Here is a 17,330-nt window from a genome sequence, read left to right on the forward strand (position 1 = left end):
TTCAGCGCGACGCGGAAGCGCCGTTGACAATCAGGACATTGGACCAGGGCGCCAAAAGTTGACGCGCGTTTGTGGCATCAGGAGGCGCGGCATAGGTGTGCCGATGCACATCTCCCGGCGCATTCTTGTAGGCCTCGATGTCCTGCTTAGGAGCGTGACAGGGAGCGTGCGGGGCAAGCGATGCAACGTGGAGAAACAGCGGCCCCGACGTGTCGTGCTTCTCAATGATGTTCACGGCCTCGTTGCCGATCAGTGTCGTGAAGTAACCGTCTTTCTCGACGAAATTGCGGTCCCGCTGCCAATCAATGATCCCGCCTCGCTCCTTGGAGAAATAGTCCACCTCGCCGACGAGGTTGCCGTAGAAGTGCTCGAAGCCGCGGCTCTGTGGCCAGTATTTCCGATCGGCATGGCCGACGTGCCACTTGCCGACCATCGCCGTCTGATAGCCGACGTCCTTCAGGGCCTACGCCAGCGTGCGCTCGTCGGTCGCCAACCCAAAGGTATGGCTCGGAAAGATGACCAGCGTCTGCAAGCCGTATCGCATGGCATAACGGCCGGTCATCAGCTGCGCCCGTGACGGGGTGCAGACCGGCATTCCGTAAAAGGACTCCGCCCGTACGCCTTCGGCTGCGAGCTTGTCGATATTGGGGGTCTCTATGTCGCTGCCGCGGTAGCCAAGGTCTGCATTGCCGAGATCGTCGGCAAGGATGATGACGATGTTCGGCCTGTTGGCCTGCTGAGCCCAAGCGGAGTCCGCCAGGCCACCCGTGAGCACCGACGCCACCACCAAGGACGTGCCGCTCAAGAGAATGTCGCGCCGTCTGACGTCTTCACTGTTCGCCGCGACACCATCTTGCGGCTTTCCGAGGTGCTGGTCCTTATTCATGACGTGCGCACCCTTTCTCTTAATTTCTGGTGACGCATCGCCCACCACATGGCTCGTGGAGGCGTCCATCGGCTCCGCATGACGCGCGGCCGGACGACAGCGACAGCAATAATCGGGGGGCCGCCTTTATGCCGTGCGCGCTGCAGGGCTATTTTTTAACAGGGCGTCACGCGCGTTTATTAATCTGCATCAAGAAAGCCCGTCGCAACAATGAAGCGCCTCATCGATTGCGGTATTTCCGATACTAGAGGGTGATGTCACATTAACTTCGTGGAGAGGCTGGCCATTGCCAAGCTAGATGCCGTCGAGCGTCAACCCGAAGCATCTTCTCCTGTTCAACCGATCCATACCGCCGACGACCCGGTTGCGGCAATGTATCAATGGTGGAACTGGATGCCATGGTTGCGGCGCGGCGGAAGGGGCATCCGATATCCGGCAGGGGTCAGTTGTCACGCACGCATCATAGCCCCGCGGGCCGAAGCCAGCGGGGACTTTTTTATTTCGGCTCTGAAGGCCATAGCAAGAGCGATCCGGCCCCTTTCGACCTCGCGCGGTCAGGTTGGGTTGAGCTGGCCCATTTTACTTGGCTGTTGGAGTTTTCCGGCCGCCGCGAGTGGGCTTTGCAGGAGGCAGCGGCGCGGCTGCCTTCCGGCCAAGTCCCAGCGACTTCGCCAGTTTCGCTCGAGCTTCGGAGTAGTTGGGCGCTACCATCGGGTAGTCGGACGGCAGCCCCCACTTCGCGCGGTATTGCGCCGGTGTCAGTCCAAACTTAGAGGTCAGATGGCGCCGCAGGGATTTGAATTTTTTCCCGTCCTCGAGGCAGATCAACCAGTCAGGGGTGATCGACTTCTTGATCGGCACAGCGGGAACGAGCTTGACCTCCTCCAGGATCGGCTCGGACGCTTTGCCCAATCCGGTTAGAGCTGTGTGCGTCTGCTGGATCAATCCAGCGAGGTCCGACTGCGGCAAGCTGTTGTGCTGGACGTAGGCGGCCACGACCATTGCTGAGAGGCTAAGCAGTTCCGTGTTGCTATCAGGCATGGTTCCCTGCCAATATTCACTTGCGATAAGGTGGCTTTAGCAGATCGAGTATGCGCGGCAACCTCTGCCGATAAGATCGTCGCGGATTCAATGTACGTAAAACTTTAGATTATCTCTTTCCAGGGCCTTACATTTCCGGTGGCAGCGTCCCGATGTTCGAAAGGGACCCCGAATGGAAACCGACTACGCGGCCACGCGCGCGCACTTAATCAAAGCCGCTCAGACCTTGGTGGCCGAAACGCAGGAGCATGATCAGCTGCGGCGCGCGATCGGTCTCGTGATGGAGGCGGTCGTGCGAACGGAGGCCGCCGATCGTCCGTCGAACGTAGTGCGATTTCCCAAGCCACCTGCTGAAATTCCTGCCGGTCCAGCGAGTCAACATGAGCTGCGAAAGAGGCCGTGTTCTGCGAGATCGACCGAGAGCTGAGCTGTAAGGCCGGTGTAAGTCGCAGGCTCCTATAACCGCCCCAACGACATCACACCCAGTCGAAAGGAGCCGGTCATGAACGAAGAACTCAACAACGTTGCCCTGAATGACGAAGACCTCGAGGCCATCAACGGCGGCGGCCTGTTCGATGAAGGAGGCCTGCTCCATTCCAAGGCGCTCGTGAAGCTCGGCGACACGCTGAGCTCCATGGGCAGCCTGATGAAGAACGCGTACTTCGGCGATCACCTCGTCCACTACGACGACTAAGCGGATAGCTGGGGGAGGCCTATTCTGTTGAGAACCGCCTGGTCGTCCAAGTGGTCGAATATGCGGCGTATCAAAGGACGGCCGCACCAAGCTTGGCCCGGTCTCCGAAAAGGGGCCGGCTTAGCATTTGACATTGCCATGTCGGAGCAGCGCGCTAATTTTTCCTCCGTCCATTATCGTTACGGAGGTGGGAGTTATGCCATTCTCATCGCTGAGTGATCCTGTCGACCTCGCTCGGGCGCAGGGGGCCTTGGAGGCTGCTTGGAACGAAGTCAGAGACAGCATTCCCGATGCCTTTGACGAGCGAGAACGTGTCAGGCTGGCCTATATCGTTGCCGCGCTGGTAGCTGTCGCGGAGGATGAGGACGAGCTGAGGGACCGGGCGATCGAACGGTACCGACAATCAAAAGCGGCTTGAACGTAAGCCCGCCGGCATCGTCGATGGATTGTTGCGCTGAAAGGCCACGATGGCGGCAAGGTCGTTTAAGCCGCGCCGCCTTTCGTTATCTCAGGGCGGTTCTCAGCCCGGGAGGGCTTGCGCCAGGGCTATGGCGTCGGGGCCTGCGGGAAACCGGAGCTGCCCGGAGACGTCGTTGACCGCCTGCCAGACAGCTTCTGCAACATCGGTCTCCTTCGTCACCATTGCCGGCTTTGCGAACGCCTCGAAAATCGGGGCAGCAAAGGCGGCATAGGCTTCCGGAATCAGATCCTCGATGCGCACATTGGTATTCTGCGCGAAGCGTGTCGTCGGCCCGTAGCCCGGCTCGACCAGCTTGGCCCGGACGCCGAAGTGTCCAAGTTCGTGCGCCAGGGACCCCGTGAAGCCTTCGATGGCCTGCTTGCTCGCGGTGTAGGCCGCTGCCAGCGGCATAGCGGCAAGCGTCACGCTCGATGTCACGTTGACGACGACGCCCGAGCGGCGCGCGCGGAACTGCGGGATGATTGCCTGCGTCATCGCCATCACGCCGAACGTGTTGGTCTCGAAGACCTTGCGCACATGCGACATGGGCGTGGCCTCGAAGGCACCCACCACGCCGATCCCGGCATTGTTGACGAGGGCGTCGATTGGGCCGCTCGCTTCAAGGACAGCAGCGATGCTTTCGGACCGGGTGACATCTAGGGGCAGCACGCGCAGCCGGTCCGACTTCGGCAGGAGGCCTTCGCGCGGATTACGCATGGTGGCGATGACGGTCCAGCCTTGGGCATGGAAGTGGCGCGCGGTCTCCAGGCCATAGCCTGACGAGCAGCCGGTGATGAGCACGGCTTTCATAAGGATGATCCTCTTTCGCGTTGACGAGAGAGAAATAGCCTCCACAATCAGGACTATCATCAATCATAAGTCCGAGATTAGTTTTCGGAAGTCCGAATGCCTGATCCACTCACCCAGTTCATTGAATTGCTGCGACCGCGCGCGGTCTTCTCCAAGAGCATCAGCGGCGCAGGTTGCTGGGCCGTTCGATATTCCGCCTTCGGCCAACCAGGCTTCTGTGCCGTCCTAGAGGGCAGATGCCGCCTTGCGGTCGATGGAGAGCAGCCTGTCACGCTTGAGAACGGTGATTTCGTGTTGCTGCCGGCAACGCCAGCCTTCACCATGTCGGGCTTCGAGCGGGCGACGCCAAAGCGCATCGATCCCAAAGCGACGCCTGCCCCGACGGAGGAGGTCCGGCATGGCCGCCCCGATGGCCCGCCCGATGTCCCGCCCGATGTCCGCCTGCTCGGTGGCTATTTCGAATTCGGCTCGCCGGATAGCGCTCTGCTGGTGTCGCTGCTGCCGACGATCGCGCACATCCGCGGCGTCGAGAGGCTGTCCACGCTTGTGCGGCTCGTCGGCGAGGAGGCGAACGCAGAGAATGTCGGACGCGACCTCGTTCTGGCCCGTCTCGTCGAAGTGCTGCTGATCGAAGCGCTTCGCTCGTCGCAAGGAAAGGATACGCCGCCCGGGCTGCTGCGCGGACTGTCGGACGCACGCGTCGCAAAGGCATTGCGCGATATGCACGACGATCCGCAACGCGCCTGGACGGTAGTCGAACTCGCCGATGCGGCGGGAATGTCGCGCTCCGCCTTCTTCGACCGCTTCGCGCGCACGATCGGGCTTCGTCCGATGGAATATCTTCTCGCCTGGCGCATGGCTGTGGCGAAGGACATTCTGCGCAGCCAGGATGTTGCGCTGGACGAAGTCGCCAAGCGTGTCGGCTATGGTTCCGCGAGCACGTTCAGCACGGCCTTCAGCCGCCACGTCGGCCAGCCACCGGGTCGATATGCGCGAATGGAGCTCAGGTAACGACTCGTAGCATCCGCCGTCGCAATATTTGTCGATGTGTCGGGCCGGAACGCCCGAGGGCGCCTAGGCGCGGTCAATCCTTGCCGGCCATCGTGGGCTCGGCAGCGATCGCCGACCAGCACATCGCTGCGAGCTGCCGGCGCCTTTCCGGGCTGAGCTCTTCGCCACGGGCGCGCATCCATTTCAGGGTGTTGCGCAGCCCGCCACCGATGAACGCGCCCATGTCGTGGCTACCGAAGTCGCGCAGCACGCCGGTCTCGCGGGCATCCCGGATGACGCCGTTGGTGAATGCTGTGACGGGTGCGAAGATCTGCAGCATCTCGGCCGCCGGTACGAGCGGCACATTCGAGAGATATTCGAACAGCAGCGCCCGGTCGGCATCCGCCCAGATGAACGCGATATAGTCCTCGATATAGCGGCGCAGCCGCGCCTCGGGGGCGGCTGCGGCATCATGCTGGACGATCAGCGCCGTGGCGACGGCCTCGGTCAGTTGCGCATAGACGCCGCGGATCAGGTCGTCCTTCGACTTGAAGTAGGTGTAGAGCGAGCCGGTGGCGACGCCCGCCGTCGCGGCGATTTCCGCCATCGAGCATTGCAAGCCATTGCGCACGATCAACGTGGCGGCCGCGGCGAGGATTCGCTCGCGCTTGTCGAAAAAGACGGCATCCATGATTGAATGAACGTTCATTCGGTTGTCATGATGCCTAGGTAGCGGTGCCGCCGTCCTCGCGCAAGAGCGAATACGCGGCCTTCGGCAAGCGTGTCCGTCTGCGCCCCCTCGATTTGACGCAGAGCTCCGCCATGTCGCACCCGCTGACCTTCGTCCACCTCACCGACCTGCATATCGGCGACCCGGCCGTGCAGGACGACCATCTCTATTCCGACACCTCCGCCACGCTGCGGGCGATCCTCGCCGACGTTAAGCGCGTCGAGCCGAAGCCAAGCTTCGTGATCGCCAGCGGCGACCTGACCAATCGCGGCGACATCGGCAGCTACGAGCAGCTCAAGGCCATCCTGGCCGAGGCCGCGCTCGACCTGCCGGTGCTCTTCACCCTCGGCAACCATGACAAGCGCCAGGGTTTCTACCCGGCCATGCTCGGCCGGACCGAGGACCTGTCCGCGCCTTACGACCATTCTGCCGTGATCGACGGCGTCCATGTCATCCTCGTCGACACCAGCACGCCCTATAAGATCGGCGGGCATTTCGAACCGGGCCAGCTCGACTGGCTGGCGGCGGAGCTCGACCGCGAGCCCGAGTTGCCGAAGCTGATCGCAATGCACCACGCGCCGGCACTCGACGCCGACCAGCCGGATCTGGAGTGGGAGGCCCTCTCCTTCGCCGATACGGAAGCGCTACGCGCGCTGCTGGATGGCCGCAGGAACGTACTCGGCATCCTCTCCGGCCATATCCATTACGATCGCGTCAGCAACTGGCACGGCATCCCGGTCATCGTCGGCATCGGCCAGCACGCCGCGACCGACGTGCTGCGCCTGCACGAGGAGCTGCGCATGGTCTCCGGCGCCTCCTTCGCGATCGGGACCGTCCGTCCCTCGGGGCTGACGATCTCCTTCGTGCCGCAGCCGGCCGAGCGCCGCGAGCTCAAGGTCCACAGCTTCTCGGGCATGGCCGAGATCATCAAGCGCTACGAGGCCGAGGCCCACGCCGCAGCGCTGGCTGCTGAATGACCTTCCCCAGAGGAACCATGATCATGAACGCCAGGTCTTTCCTGCAGGGCGCTCTCGCGCTCCTGGCTGCGGGCGCCATCTTTCCGGCGCTCGCCCAGCCCGTGCCAACGACCGTCGACCGCCCGGTGACGATCAGCTACTACAACTATAACCTCGCCTCGGCCGGCAACGGCGCCGAGGCGACCAAACGGCTGATCGCCCAATTTGAAGCCGCCAATCCCAGCATCAAAGTCGAGCCGGTCGGCGCGAGCTCCTTTGAGCTGACCAGCCGCGTGCAGGCCGACGTCGCCGCCGGCCGCATCCCGGACGTCGTGCAGCTGGTGTTCTCCGACCTCGCCTTCGGCGTCGACAATCTCGGCGTCGCGGCGCTCGAGGACATCGTGCCGGAGGATGAGCGCAAGGCGCATTTCGCGGGGATGTCGCCCAACGGGCTGAAGCTCGGCATGATGAACGGCAAGACCTACGGCCTCGCCTACACCTTCTCGACCCCGGTGCTGTTCTACAACGCCGACCTGTTCAAGGCAGCGGGCCTCGACCCCGACAATCCGCCGAAGACCTGGGCGGAGGTCAAGACCGCGGCGCTCGCCATCACCAGGAAGACCAAGGCGGCCGGCATCGCGACCGGCATCTTCGGCCCCTCGGCCGGCGACTGGCTGTTCCAGGGCGTGCTGCGCTCCAATAATGGCAGCCTGCTGACGCAGGACCGCAAGACGCTCTCCTTCGCCGAGCCGGCCTCGGTGGAGGCCGTTGCAATGCTGCGCGACCTCTATGAGAGCGGCGCCTACACCAATCTAGAGATCGACGCGGCGATGGAAGGCATGGCCGCCGGCAATATCGGCATGTACCTGCAGACCTCCGCCATCCAGGGCTTCCTGATCCGCGGCGCGCAGGGCAAGTTCGACTTGCGCGCTTCGACGATGCCGCGCTTCGGCGAGAAGCCGCAGCGCCCGAACAACTCGGGCAGCGCGCTGGTGATCCTCAGCCGCGATCAGCTCAAGCGCCGCGCCGCCTGGGAGCTGATGAAGTTCATGACCTCGAAGGAGGCCTATACCGTCATCACCTCCCAGATCGGCTACCTGCCGCTGCGCACCGACATCGTCGACGATCCGCGATATCTCGGCGACTGGGTCAAGAAGCATCCGCTGATCAAGCCCAATCTCGAACAGCTCGCGATGCTGGAGCCCTGGGTCTCCTTCCCTGGCCCGAACTACCGCCAGATCCAGAAGATGATGATGGAAGGTGCGGAGATGGCCGTGTTCGGCGGCATGAAGCCTGCCGAGGCCATGAAGACTGCGCAGGACGGTGCCCAGGCCCTGATGCCGCACTGATCGCCGACGACGCCGGCCCAGCTTGCGCTGGGCCGTGCTCACAGGACGTCTTTCACCCCCATTATCGAGAGCCCCGATGTCGGACGCCACGTTGAGCGGCCCCATGCAGGCCCCGTCGCAACCCCGGCGCCTGGCCCGTCTTGCCGCGCCAACCCGGCGCGCCTCGGCCGGGCGGATTGCGCCCTGGCTCTATCTGGCGCCAGCAGTCGTTACGCTGATCCTCTGGATCTACTGGCCGCTGCTCGATGCCTTCCGGCTCAGCTTCTTCCGCTGGAACATGCTGCCGGGCGCGCCGATGACCTTCGTCGGCTGGACGAACTACCAGAACATCTTCGCCCTGCCGAAGTTCTGGCTGGCGCTGCGCAACACCGGCATCTACATCCTCGGCCTTGTGCCGCTCGCCGTCATCATCCCGGTGGCGGTCGCGATCTACACGCACGACCTGCCGGCCCGCTCCCGCAACATCTATCGCGCCATCATCTTCGTGCCGATGATCATCGCTCCCGTGGTCGCCGCCGCGGTCTGGCGCTGGCTGCTCGATCCCGGCCACGGCATGGTCAACGAAGCGATCACGCTCTTCGGCTTCCGCCCCGTCCGCTTCCTGCAGGATCCTGCCGTCGCGATCTGGACCATTATCGTCCTGACGGGCTGGAAGCTGATCGGTTTCTCGACGCTGATCCTCTCGGCCGCCAACGCCAACATCAACCCGTCGCTGATCGAGGCCGCGCGCATGGACGGGGCCTCGAAATGGGAGATCATCCGCGACATCCGCCTGCCGCTGCTGCGTTCGACCATCCTCTTCCTGACGCTGATGACGATCCTGCTCGGCGCGCAATGGAGCTTCTCCTACATCCACGTGCTGACCGGCGGCGGGCCGCTCGGGTCCACCACCAATATCTTCTACATTCTCTGGGATTTCGGCTTCTCCACCCTCTCGGTGGGCTGGAGTTCGGCTGCGGCCGTCATCCTCTTCCTCGGCTTCGGCGCGCTCGCCTTCGTGCTCTTCCGCCTGATGGACAGGTACTCCTTCCATGACAACTGACGCGATGACGCTCACGCCGGCGCGGCCGTTGCCGAGGCCGGCCCGCCGCCCGCGCAAAGTGAAAGCGGGCTGGGGCTGCAACACCGCCGCCGGCCATCTGGTGATGGTGGTGCTGGCGATCTTCTGCCTGTTCCCGGTCTACTGGATGATCGTCTCGTCGCTGCGCCCGGCGAACGCGATCTTCGAGACCACGCTCTGGCCGAGCACGGCCTCGCTCGACAACTACGCCTATGCGCTGAAGGCGATCCCGATCCTGCGGATGCTGATCAATACGCTGGTGGTCGCCGCCACCGTCACGGTCGTGCAGCTCTTCACCGGGCTCCTGGCGGCCTATGCCTTCGCCCGCTGGCGCTTTCCCTTCGACAAGCTGATCTACACGCTGATCGCGCTGACCTGGCTCGTGCCCTTCCAGGTGGTGATGATCCCGAACTATCTGCTCGTCGCCAATCTCGGCCTGCTCGACAATCTCTTGGCGCTGATCCTGCCGCATTTCGCCGCGGCGCTCGCCATCCTCCTGCTGGCACAGTCGATGCGTTCCTTCCCACGCGAGGTGCTGGAAGCGGCACGGATGGACGGAGCCCGGAGCTGGCGCATCCTGTGGGAGATCGTCACGCCCAATCTGCGCGGCACCATCGCCTCGCTGGCGATCCTGATCTTCATCTCGACCTGGAACGAATATTTCTGGCCGCTGCTGCTCTCGCGCTCGCCGCAGAACAGCGTCGTCCAGATCGGCATCCAGATGTTCATGAGCTCGGAGGGCACGCAATGGGGCCCGCTGATGGCCGCCTCGACCATGGCCAGCCTGCCGATCCTCGTCATCTACGTCGTCCTGCAGCGGCAGGTGATCCAGTCCTTCATGAAATCCGGAATCCGATGATGCCCGTCAGCCAACGCCATCTGCCGGTCCCCGGCACCTTCAATATCCGCGATCTCGGCGGCTATGCCGCCGGTCCAGGGGAGACGCGCTGGCGCCGCATCCTGCGCGCCGACGGCCTGCACCATCTCGACGAAGTCGGCATGGCCGTGCTGATGAGAGAGGGCGTCACCACCGTCATCGACCTGCGGCACGATCACGAGCTGGAAAGCCGGCCCAACCCCTTCCACGCGCATCCGGCTATCGCCTATCACAATGTCTCGCTGTTCGAACGGCTGGCGCCCGGCGACCTATCCGCCGGCGACGTCCTGCTCGATCTCTACATCCAGGCGCTCACCACCCGGCATGCAGCGCTTTCGCAGGTGCTGACGCTGATCGCCGAGGCGCCGCAGGGCGTCGTGCTGTTCCACTGCACCGCCGGCAAGGACCGCACCGGCCTCATCGCCGCGCTGCTGCTGGCACTGGCCGGCGTTGAGACGGAGACCATCCTCGACGACTACGCCCTGACCAAGCGGATGATCGCGCCGCTGCTCGATCGGCTGATCGCGGAGGCCGAGGAGCGCGGAGCGGATATCCCGGCCTTGCGCCCGTTGCTCGCCTGCGAGCCGCGGACCATGGCGGCCACCATCTCACATATCGGCGATAATCACGGCTCGGTCGAAGCCTATCTGCTCGCGATCGGCCTCACCGACGCCACTATCGCCGCGCTGAAGACGCGCCTGCTGGAGGATGCCTGACATGGCCCAGCTTTCCCTTTCCGGGCTCCGCAAGAGCTATGCCGGCAAGCAGGTCCTGCACGGCGTCGACGTCGAAATCGATCAGGGGCAGTTCGTCGTCATCGTCGGCCCGTCCGGCTGCGGCAAGTCCACCTTGCTGCGCATGATCGCTGGACTGGAGGACATCACCGAAGGTGAGATCGCGATCAACGGCCAGATCGTCAACGATCTCGACCCGGCCGATCGCGGCTGCGCCATGGTCTTCCAGAACTATGCGCTCTATCCCCACATGACGGTCGCCGAGAACATCGCCTACCCGCTCAAGATCGCGCGGATTCCCAAGCCCGAGCGGGGGCGGCGCGTACGCGAGGCAGCCGCGATCCTCGACCTCTCGGATTATCTCGACCGCCGCCCGGTCCAGCTCTCGGGCGGGCAGCGTCAGCGCGTCGCCATGGGCCGGGCGATCGTCCGCGAGCCGCAGCTCTTCCTCTTCGACGAGCCGCTCTCGAACCTCGACGCCAAGCTCAGGGTCTCGATGCGCATCGAGATCAAGCGCCTGCACAAGCGGCTGAAAGCCACCTCGATCTTCGTGACCCACGATCAGGTCGAGGCGATGACGCTCGCCGATACGCTGATCGTGATGAATGGCGGCCGGGTCGAGCAAATCGGCGCACCGGCGGAGATCTACGACAGGCCGGCCTCGACCTTCGTCGCCGGCTTCATGGGCGCGCCTGCGATGAACCTGCTGCCAGCGACGGTCATCGAGCCGGGGCGCATCGGCATCGACGGCGTCCCTGGCTCCTCGATCCAGATCGCGAGCTGTGACGCGACACCGGGGACGAAGCTCACCTTCGGCATCCGGCCCGAGGATATCCTGGTCGCGACGAGCATCGATGGCAGCACGCTCTCTGGCACGGTCGATCTCGTCGAAGAACTCGGGAGCAGCCGCGCAGCCTATTGCTCGGTCGGGCCGCATGAGGTGGCCGTCATCCTACCTAAGGGTTGCACTTATGACCACGCCGGAGCGCTCGCTTTGACGATTCCGGCAGGGGCCGCCCACCTCTTCGATGCAGCAAGCGGGTTTCGCCTGCGGTCGACGGGCGAGCTGCGGCTCTCTGGGGCAGGAGAAAGCGTCGCTGCTTGACCGGCTTCGAGAAGGGCCGTGATTACTTGCCTTTTCGGGCTTGCGCTGACAGCGGAGCTGCCCATTCAAGCATTGTCCCGGACATTGCCTGCTGTTTCGTGTTGCGCCAGTTGATCGGCAACACTTCATCGATGGTCGAGCAGCGCAGGCGAAATCGGCGCAAGCCGAAATCCTACGGATGATCGCGCTCACGAATTGGCTCCGCCAGAGAGAAGGCCAACTGTTGCGCGCCATCTGCAGACGTTGAGGCGCTGCCAGACACCGGACGTTGCCGATCGACTGAGATCGCGTTTGATCACGCCCCATGCGGACGTTTCGTCAGGCACCAAGTGTCTTCCCGTGGCTTTCCGCGCTGGGAAGCCTGATCGACGCTGATCAACCGCACCGGCCCCCGCTGTTCAAGACAGATGGCGCGACATAAGTCCGAATGCAGGCGGTTCCGAGCCGCAGGGTTTGGCGCGAGATGGCAAGACTTGCCTCCGTGAGCCGATACGAGATGGCGAGACGGAAGCGCGGTCGCCAATTGGTGCTGTCGGTGCTTGTCGAGATTGCGCGGACTAACGGAGGATAGGGTGAGCGGCGGGACGTGCGGGGCATCGGACGAGCATTCGGAACTCTCGCAACACCACAGCGGGCTATCCGGCATCACCGACGCCGACGCGCCGATTATTCGCGCTGAGCCTGAAGGGAGTGGCGGACCAATGCTGAGGATGCGCCCGGTTCAATCAGTGCGCCTGCTGCTTATCGCTGGGCCACGCTGTTCCACCGGTTACAGCGGGCTGGAGGTCAGATGGAGCACCTCATGATTGAATTGCACAGGGGCCGCCGGCGATTAGGATTCTGGCTCGCATTCGCCATCCTGGCGGGCAGTGGCAGCTCTTTCGCTATCGCGCAGGAGGAGCACGGGAAAAGCACCGACGATCTGGCCAAGGCGGCGCAGAACCCCGTTGCCGACATGATCAGCCTGCCTTTCCAGAACAACTTCAATTTCAACGTCGGCCCACACAAGCAACTGCAGAATGTCCTCAACATCCAGCCCGTGATCCCGATCACGCTGGGCAAGGACTGGAATCTGATCACGCGCTGGATCACGCCGGTGATCGCGCAACCGGCCCTGACGGTGAATGGCGACCGCGAGTTCGGCCTGGGCGACATCAACCCGAGCTTCTTCTTCTCGCCGAAGCAGCCGACGCGCGGCATCATCTGGGGCATAGGCCCGACCTTCGTGCTCCCGACCGGCACTGACAAGACCCTCACGGCCGGCAAGTACTCGGCGGGCCCGGCCTTCGTGGCCCTGGCGATCGAAGGGCCCTGGGTTGTCGGCGTCCTCGTCAACAACGTCTGGTCCTTCGCGGGTAAGAGCAACCGCGGCGCGGTCAACGCGATGACCCTACAGCCCTTCGTGAACTACAACCTCCACGGCGGCTGGTATCTGACCTCGTCTCCCATCATCACCGCCAACTGGGAAGCCGGCGGTGGCGACCGCTGGACGGTGCCGATCGGAGGCGGTTTTGGGCGCGTGTTCAAGATCGGGCATCAGCCCGTCAACGCGCAGCTCGCAGCCTACTACAATGTCGCAAAGCCCTCCGGAGCAGCCGATTGGCAGCTCAGGGCTCAGCTCCAGTTCCTGTTCCCGAAGTAGGAGGACAAGCAAGCCGCGTCGAACGTTCTACCCGCCCTGTTACTGATATGATCTTGCGCCGGTATTGGCGGACCTGAAATCCGTCTCGTGTCGTCGTCTATTACGGTGGGGCCGGCGGCGGCGGGATCGATTTCTGACTATGCCAAGTAGATGGGCGCCGGTGTTACGGCAGCCGCCCGCTATCAATCTGGCGCAATAATTATCTCCGACCATACTGACGCGTGGTGCTGGGTGCGGCACCGGGCATCCCGAACTGCGACAAAGGATGAAAAACCATGAAACGCTACCTGAAATTGGCCGGCGCTACTGTGGTCGGTGCCCTCGCGCTGCCCTCTGCCGCTGCCGTTGCGCAGGTTCCACAAGAGACCGTTCGATCTCTCGGCGCGCCCGATACGGCACAGACGCGCATCGGCACGCTGGAGTTCAAGGACGGTGCACCGACCGCCGAAACTGCTCGCAAAGTATATGACACGCTCGATTTCACCCGTGCGCTCAACGTCTACAACAACAGCTTCCGCGGCGCCTCGGCGCTGGCGATCATCAAGGGCTTTGAAGGCCTCGGCGTCAAGCCGGGCGATGTCGCCATCTTTTCTGAGCTCATGGATTCGAGCTCGCTGTTCCTGACGGCGAATGCGGACACCGTTTACTACCTCACAGCGCTCGATCTGAGCAAAGGCCCGGTGGTGCTAGAGCAGCCGCCGAACGCCGTGGGTACCATCAACGACATGTGGTTCTCCTGGATCATCGACATCGGCACGCCGGGCCCGGATCGTGGCCTCGGCGGCAAATATCTGATCGTGGGTCCTGACTATGACGGCCCGCTGCCTGAGGGCGGCTACTTTGTCGCCCGTTCCAAGACAAACCTCGCACTCTATGCCGCGCGGGCCTATCTCGTCGGCGGCGATCCGAAACCGGCCGTCGAGAACGTCAAGCGAAACCTGAAGATCTATCCCTACAAGCCGGGTTCCTACGGAACGAGCATTGCCCAGGCCCTTGAGGGTAAGGTGCACATCGCGGGCGAGCCGAAGATTCCCGAGATGAAGTTCGTTGAGGCCAGCGGGCGCTCGTTCAACACGATACCGCCGAGCGGGTACGATTTCTTCGAACTGATCAACGAGAACGTCCAGAGCGAGCCCGCCACCAGCTATGATGTCGAGCTCGCAGGACAGCTTGCCGCGATCGGCATCGTGCATGGCAAGAAGTTCGCGCCCGACGAGCGCATGAAGAAGATCCTGTCGGACGCGGCCGTTGTCGGCCAGGCGAGCGGGCGGTCGCTCAACTGGCGCTATGCGATGAAGCACCCGGATTGGGCCTACTACGAAGGCTCGCAGTGGGGCAGCATGCTGTGGGAGGGCGGCGCGTTTTTTGAAACCCCGCCGCCGATCTTCAAGGACGGCATGTTCAAGCCGCTTGCACCGACCGGCGCGCGCACGCTCGATTCCCGCACGGCCTTCTACTACGGCTACACGTTGGACTCCCCGGGCATGATCATGCGCATTCCGGGTGTCGGCTCGCAGTATCTCATGGGCTTCCTCGATCCCGAGGGAACCCCCTTTGACGGTGCCAAGACCTACAAGGTGACGCTGCCCAAGGACATCCCAGCCGCGGCATTCTGGTCGTTCACGCTCTACGACAACCAGACGCGATCGATGCTGCAGACGCCGCAGAAATACCCGCGCGCCGGCAGCCAGGACTATCCCTCGCCCGCGGCTGAAGCTGCCGCCGATGGCACGACCACGGTCTATTTCGGACCGACGCAGCCGAAGGGCGTGGCACGCGGAAACTGGATCCAGACCGACCCCGGCAAGGGCTGGTTCACGATCTTGCGCCTGTACAGCCCGTTGCCGTCGTTCTTCGACAAGAGCTGGCGGCCGAGCGAAATCGCACTGGTGAAGTGATCAAAGGCCGGCCTGCGATGTTCCGCAGTCCGGCTCGCCGGTTCCGTCCGCGCCCCCGGCGGCACTCGGACGACATGGAAGTGCGTGACCGGCTGAAGGCGCCTGGCAAGCCCACACACCGTCGGCTTGGCTAAGGCGAGCGCGTCGGCACAGGTCCCATGGACGACCGCGCGATTGTCGAGCGCGTTGATGTTGCTCTTACGGCCGCAGGGACGACGCCAGTTCGCGCCCTTCGGCGGGCTTCACTATTGCCCAGATCGCGCGGATCGGACCGGGCCCTTCGCTGCCGTGAACGCGAGCGATCCAGCGTCGATCATCTGCGGAAGCGTCTCGGAATAGTCCCTCGGATCGGGGGCGACCCCAGCGAAGGTGACGTAATCGGTAGCCCTGACGAACTCTTTGAACTGCCGGTTGGGCATCGGGAAAGATCCGGTCCATCCAGAACCCGTCGACGGTGACGCGACGCGCCGGCGCCTCCTCCGGGTAGTGCCGGTCCGAGCCCATGCGGAACGTCCCGCCGGGAATGAACACTATGTCGGGAGGCGGCGCGGCTCCGATGTCTACCTGATCCCCGGGAAGCGAAGCCAGTAAGCGGTCTGGAACGCCGGCGTCTCTCACGGCGTCCTCGTTGGATGCGCACAACGTGGTTAAGCCGACAGCCCCCCGATGAAATCGCGGGGCTGTCGGCTTCATGCGCCTCGTGAGCGCGCGCGGCCCGCTCAGATGCGAAGCGATCGCCCATGATGGGGCGCGCCGCGTGCGCGCCCCTCTTTTGCTCCGAAGGCGCTATGATGTCCCTAAAGCGCCCCGCATTGGCGACGCCACCGCTCTCACTTCATGTGGATCCCTAGCTTGGCGCGTTCGTCCTTGAAGACGACCGCAAGCGCCTCGATGACCCTCTTCCCGGGATTGGCCTTGCAGTAGACGATGACCTCGTGCTCGACGACCTTGCCCTTCTTCAGGTCGAGAAAGTGCTTCTTGGCGAGGCCGTTATACCAGCCGCTATACCATGCAGAGAGCGCATCGGCGTCCTCCTGGAAGGTGCCGGCCAACTGAGCACAGGTCAGCTCCTGGACATCGATGAAACCGTTCGCATCGGCATAGCTCGTGAGCGGAACCTGGGCTGTCGCCATGCCCGACGCGGTAAGGACGATCGAGGCAGTCATTGCTGCGAGAGTTCGGGACATAACAGCATTCTCCTTTGCTTTAGTGAACGAGACCGGCCGAAGGTGTCCTGGGAAACGCGGGATGCTAGGGACACTTCGACGGCGTTGATTAGACCGAGCCTGTCAGGGCAATCCTGCCGACCCGGTCATTTTCTGTTCCGAGGCGGATCAGAACTTGTAGAGCAGCCGCCCGACAACTTGATTGGTGCTCAACTGCTGCTTGAAACCGACGATCCCGAGTCCGCCGACGCCATTCGGGTAGGTGAAGGTATTCTCCTCGAATTGTGAGTAGCGATACTCCAGGCCGGCGATCCAGTTGTTGGTGATCGCGTATTCGGCGCCGGCACCGAGCGTCCAACCGACACGGGTGCTGTCGCCCGCACCAAAGGAATAACCTGTGCCCGTCACCGTCGACTTGGGAGCAGCCAATGCGAGGCCGCCGGTAGCGTAGATCATGAACCGGTCGAAGGCATAACCGACACGCAGCCTGGCCGAACCGACCCAGTTGGTATGGGCGGTGATGAAATCGCCGGTCAGCGCGGTGTATCGCTGCTTACCAGTGATGAGGGCGGCGCCGTCGATCTCGCCACCGAGGACAAGATGGCCGATCTGGTAGTTGTAGCCCAGCAGCAGGCCGACAGCGGCACCGTTTCTGTTCAGGCTCGGTAATGACGTAGCGGCCGCCCCACCGGCGATCGCCGCGCCTGCCGTCAGTTCGGTTCTGGTCTGCGCCCAGCCGGCCTGAGCGCCGATATAGAAGCCGGACCAGGTGAACGCAGGGGCTAAGGGAACGACAGGCGCGATTTTCCGCGATGGCAAGTCTGCAGCCTGCGCGGTGATCGAGCACGCCGCGAAGGCAATTCCAGCATAGAATCTTGTAATAAAGGCAGACATCTTTAATACACCCCTAGTGAATGACAGAACGATCGCGC

At 63.3% G+C, this 17,330-nt stretch carries 17 protein-coding genes and 1 pseudogene; 11 read left to right on the forward strand and 7 right to left on the reverse strand.

Features of this window, described 5'->3' with window-relative positions:
- Nucleotide 1 precedes the first annotated feature (1 nt).
- Nucleotides 2-955, reverse strand: a pseudogene (locus tag AC1DNE_RS24120) (sulfatase-like hydrolase/transferase).
- Nucleotides 956-1,465: 510 nt separating this feature from the next.
- Nucleotides 1,466-1,927: a Ros/MucR family transcriptional regulator gene (locus tag AC1DNE_RS24125; protein ID WP_441473152.1), complete on the reverse strand. Its 462-nt coding sequence runs from the start codon at nucleotides 1,925-1,927 to the stop codon at nucleotides 1,466-1,468.
- A 502-nt stretch (nucleotides 1,928-2,429) separates the two neighbouring features.
- Here AC1DNE_RS24125 and AC1DNE_RS24130 point away from each other — a divergent pair.
- Nucleotides 2,430-2,621, forward strand: a complete 192-nt coding sequence (locus AC1DNE_RS24130; protein WP_441473153.1) for a hypothetical protein — start codon at nucleotides 2,430-2,432, stop codon at nucleotides 2,619-2,621.
- 196 nt (nucleotides 2,622-2,817) lie between these two features.
- Nucleotides 2,818-3,039, forward strand: coding sequence for a hypothetical protein (locus tag AC1DNE_RS24135; RefSeq protein WP_441473154.1), 222 nt, complete (start codon nucleotides 2,818-2,820; stop codon nucleotides 3,037-3,039).
- Nucleotides 3,040-3,141: 102 nt separating this feature from the next.
- Here the strand turns inward: AC1DNE_RS24135 and AC1DNE_RS24140 are convergent, their stop codons facing one another.
- Nucleotides 3,142-3,891 carry an SDR family oxidoreductase gene (locus AC1DNE_RS24140; RefSeq protein WP_476804107.1) on the reverse strand — a complete coding sequence of 250 codons (750 nt, stop codon included), beginning with the start codon at nucleotides 3,889-3,891 and terminating at the stop codon, nucleotides 3,142-3,144.
- A gap of 96 nt (nucleotides 3,892-3,987) precedes the next feature.
- Here AC1DNE_RS24140 and AC1DNE_RS24145 point away from each other — a divergent pair, with 96 nt between their 5' ends.
- Complete coding sequence (locus tag AC1DNE_RS24145) at nucleotides 3,988-4,902, forward strand: AraC family transcriptional regulator (protein WP_476841249.1); 915 nt, start codon at nucleotides 3,988-3,990, stop codon at nucleotides 4,900-4,902.
- Nucleotides 4,903-4,975: 73 nt separating this feature from the next.
- On the opposite strand, the gene AC1DNE_RS24150 is transcribed toward AC1DNE_RS24145, so the two are convergent.
- The gene (locus AC1DNE_RS24150) at nucleotides 4,976-5,590 is read right to left on the reverse strand and encodes a TetR/AcrR family transcriptional regulator (RefSeq protein WP_476765742.1); all 615 of its coding nucleotides are present in this window, start codon (nucleotides 5,588-5,590) and stop codon (nucleotides 4,976-4,978) included.
- 113 nt (nucleotides 5,591-5,703) lie between these two features.
- Here AC1DNE_RS24150 and AC1DNE_RS24155 point away from each other — a divergent pair, with 113 nt between their 5' ends.
- The 8 genes from AC1DNE_RS24155 to AC1DNE_RS24190 all read left to right on the forward strand — a co-directional run bounded on the left by AC1DNE_RS24155 (nucleotide 5,704) and on the right by AC1DNE_RS24190 (nucleotide 15,232).
- Nucleotides 5,704-6,588 (forward strand): metallophosphoesterase, encoded by an 885-nt coding sequence (locus AC1DNE_RS24155; RefSeq protein WP_441473157.1) that lies wholly within the window; start codon nucleotides 5,704-5,706, stop codon nucleotides 6,586-6,588.
- Between the two features lie 23 nt (nucleotides 6,589-6,611).
- The gene (locus AC1DNE_RS24160) at nucleotides 6,612-7,916 is read left to right on the forward strand and encodes an ABC transporter substrate-binding protein (RefSeq protein WP_476765743.1); all 1,305 of its coding nucleotides are present in this window, start codon (nucleotides 6,612-6,614) and stop codon (nucleotides 7,914-7,916) included.
- A gap of 76 nt (nucleotides 7,917-7,992) precedes the next feature.
- Entirely contained in the window at nucleotides 7,993-8,958 is a 966-nt protein-coding gene (locus AC1DNE_RS24165) for a carbohydrate ABC transporter permease (RefSeq protein WP_476765744.1), read from the forward strand.
- Nucleotides 8,948-9,835, forward strand: coding sequence for a carbohydrate ABC transporter permease (locus tag AC1DNE_RS24170; protein WP_476765745.1), 888 nt, complete (start codon nucleotides 8,948-8,950; stop codon nucleotides 9,833-9,835). The genes AC1DNE_RS24165 and AC1DNE_RS24170 overlap by 11 nt, the downstream gene beginning before the upstream one ends.
- Nucleotides 9,835-10,569: a tyrosine-protein phosphatase gene (locus AC1DNE_RS24175; protein WP_441473161.1), complete on the forward strand. Its 735-nt coding sequence runs from the start codon at nucleotides 9,835-9,837 to the stop codon at nucleotides 10,567-10,569. The genes AC1DNE_RS24170 and AC1DNE_RS24175 overlap by 1 nt, the downstream gene beginning before the upstream one ends.
- Before the next feature lies 1 nt (nucleotide 10,570).
- Nucleotides 10,571-11,692 carry an ABC transporter ATP-binding protein gene (locus tag AC1DNE_RS24180; protein ID WP_476765746.1) on the forward strand — a complete coding sequence of 374 codons (1,122 nt, stop codon included), beginning with the start codon at nucleotides 10,571-10,573 and terminating at the stop codon, nucleotides 11,690-11,692.
- Nucleotides 11,693-12,494: 802 nt separating this feature from the next.
- A complete protein-coding gene (locus AC1DNE_RS24185) occupies nucleotides 12,495-13,334 on the forward strand; it encodes a hypothetical protein (protein WP_441473164.1) in 840 nt (279 codons plus the stop codon).
- A 275-nt stretch (nucleotides 13,335-13,609) separates the two neighbouring features.
- Nucleotides 13,610-15,232 (forward strand): DUF1254 domain-containing protein, encoded by a 1,623-nt coding sequence (locus AC1DNE_RS24190; RefSeq protein ID WP_476841250.1) that lies wholly within the window; start codon nucleotides 13,610-13,612, stop codon nucleotides 15,230-15,232.
- 198 nt (nucleotides 15,233-15,430) lie between these two features.
- Here the strand turns inward: AC1DNE_RS24190 and AC1DNE_RS24195 are convergent, their stop codons facing one another.
- From AC1DNE_RS24195 to AC1DNE_RS24205, 3 genes are all read right to left on the reverse strand, one after another.
- Nucleotides 15,431-15,925: an SUMF1/EgtB/PvdO family nonheme iron enzyme gene (locus tag AC1DNE_RS24195; RefSeq protein ID WP_441473166.1), complete on the reverse strand. Its 495-nt coding sequence runs from the start codon at nucleotides 15,923-15,925 to the stop codon at nucleotides 15,431-15,433.
- 137 nt (nucleotides 15,926-16,062) lie between these two features.
- A complete protein-coding gene (locus tag AC1DNE_RS24200) occupies nucleotides 16,063-16,419 on the reverse strand; it encodes an HdeA/HdeB family chaperone (protein WP_441473167.1) in 357 nt (118 codons plus the stop codon).
- 147 nt (nucleotides 16,420-16,566) lie between these two features.
- Entirely contained in the window at nucleotides 16,567-17,292 is a 726-nt protein-coding gene (locus AC1DNE_RS24205; protein WP_476765748.1) for an outer membrane protein, read from the reverse strand.
- Nucleotides 17,293-17,330: the final 38 nt, after the last annotated feature.

This window comes from Allobosea sp. 05L423 (assembly GCF_056397745.1).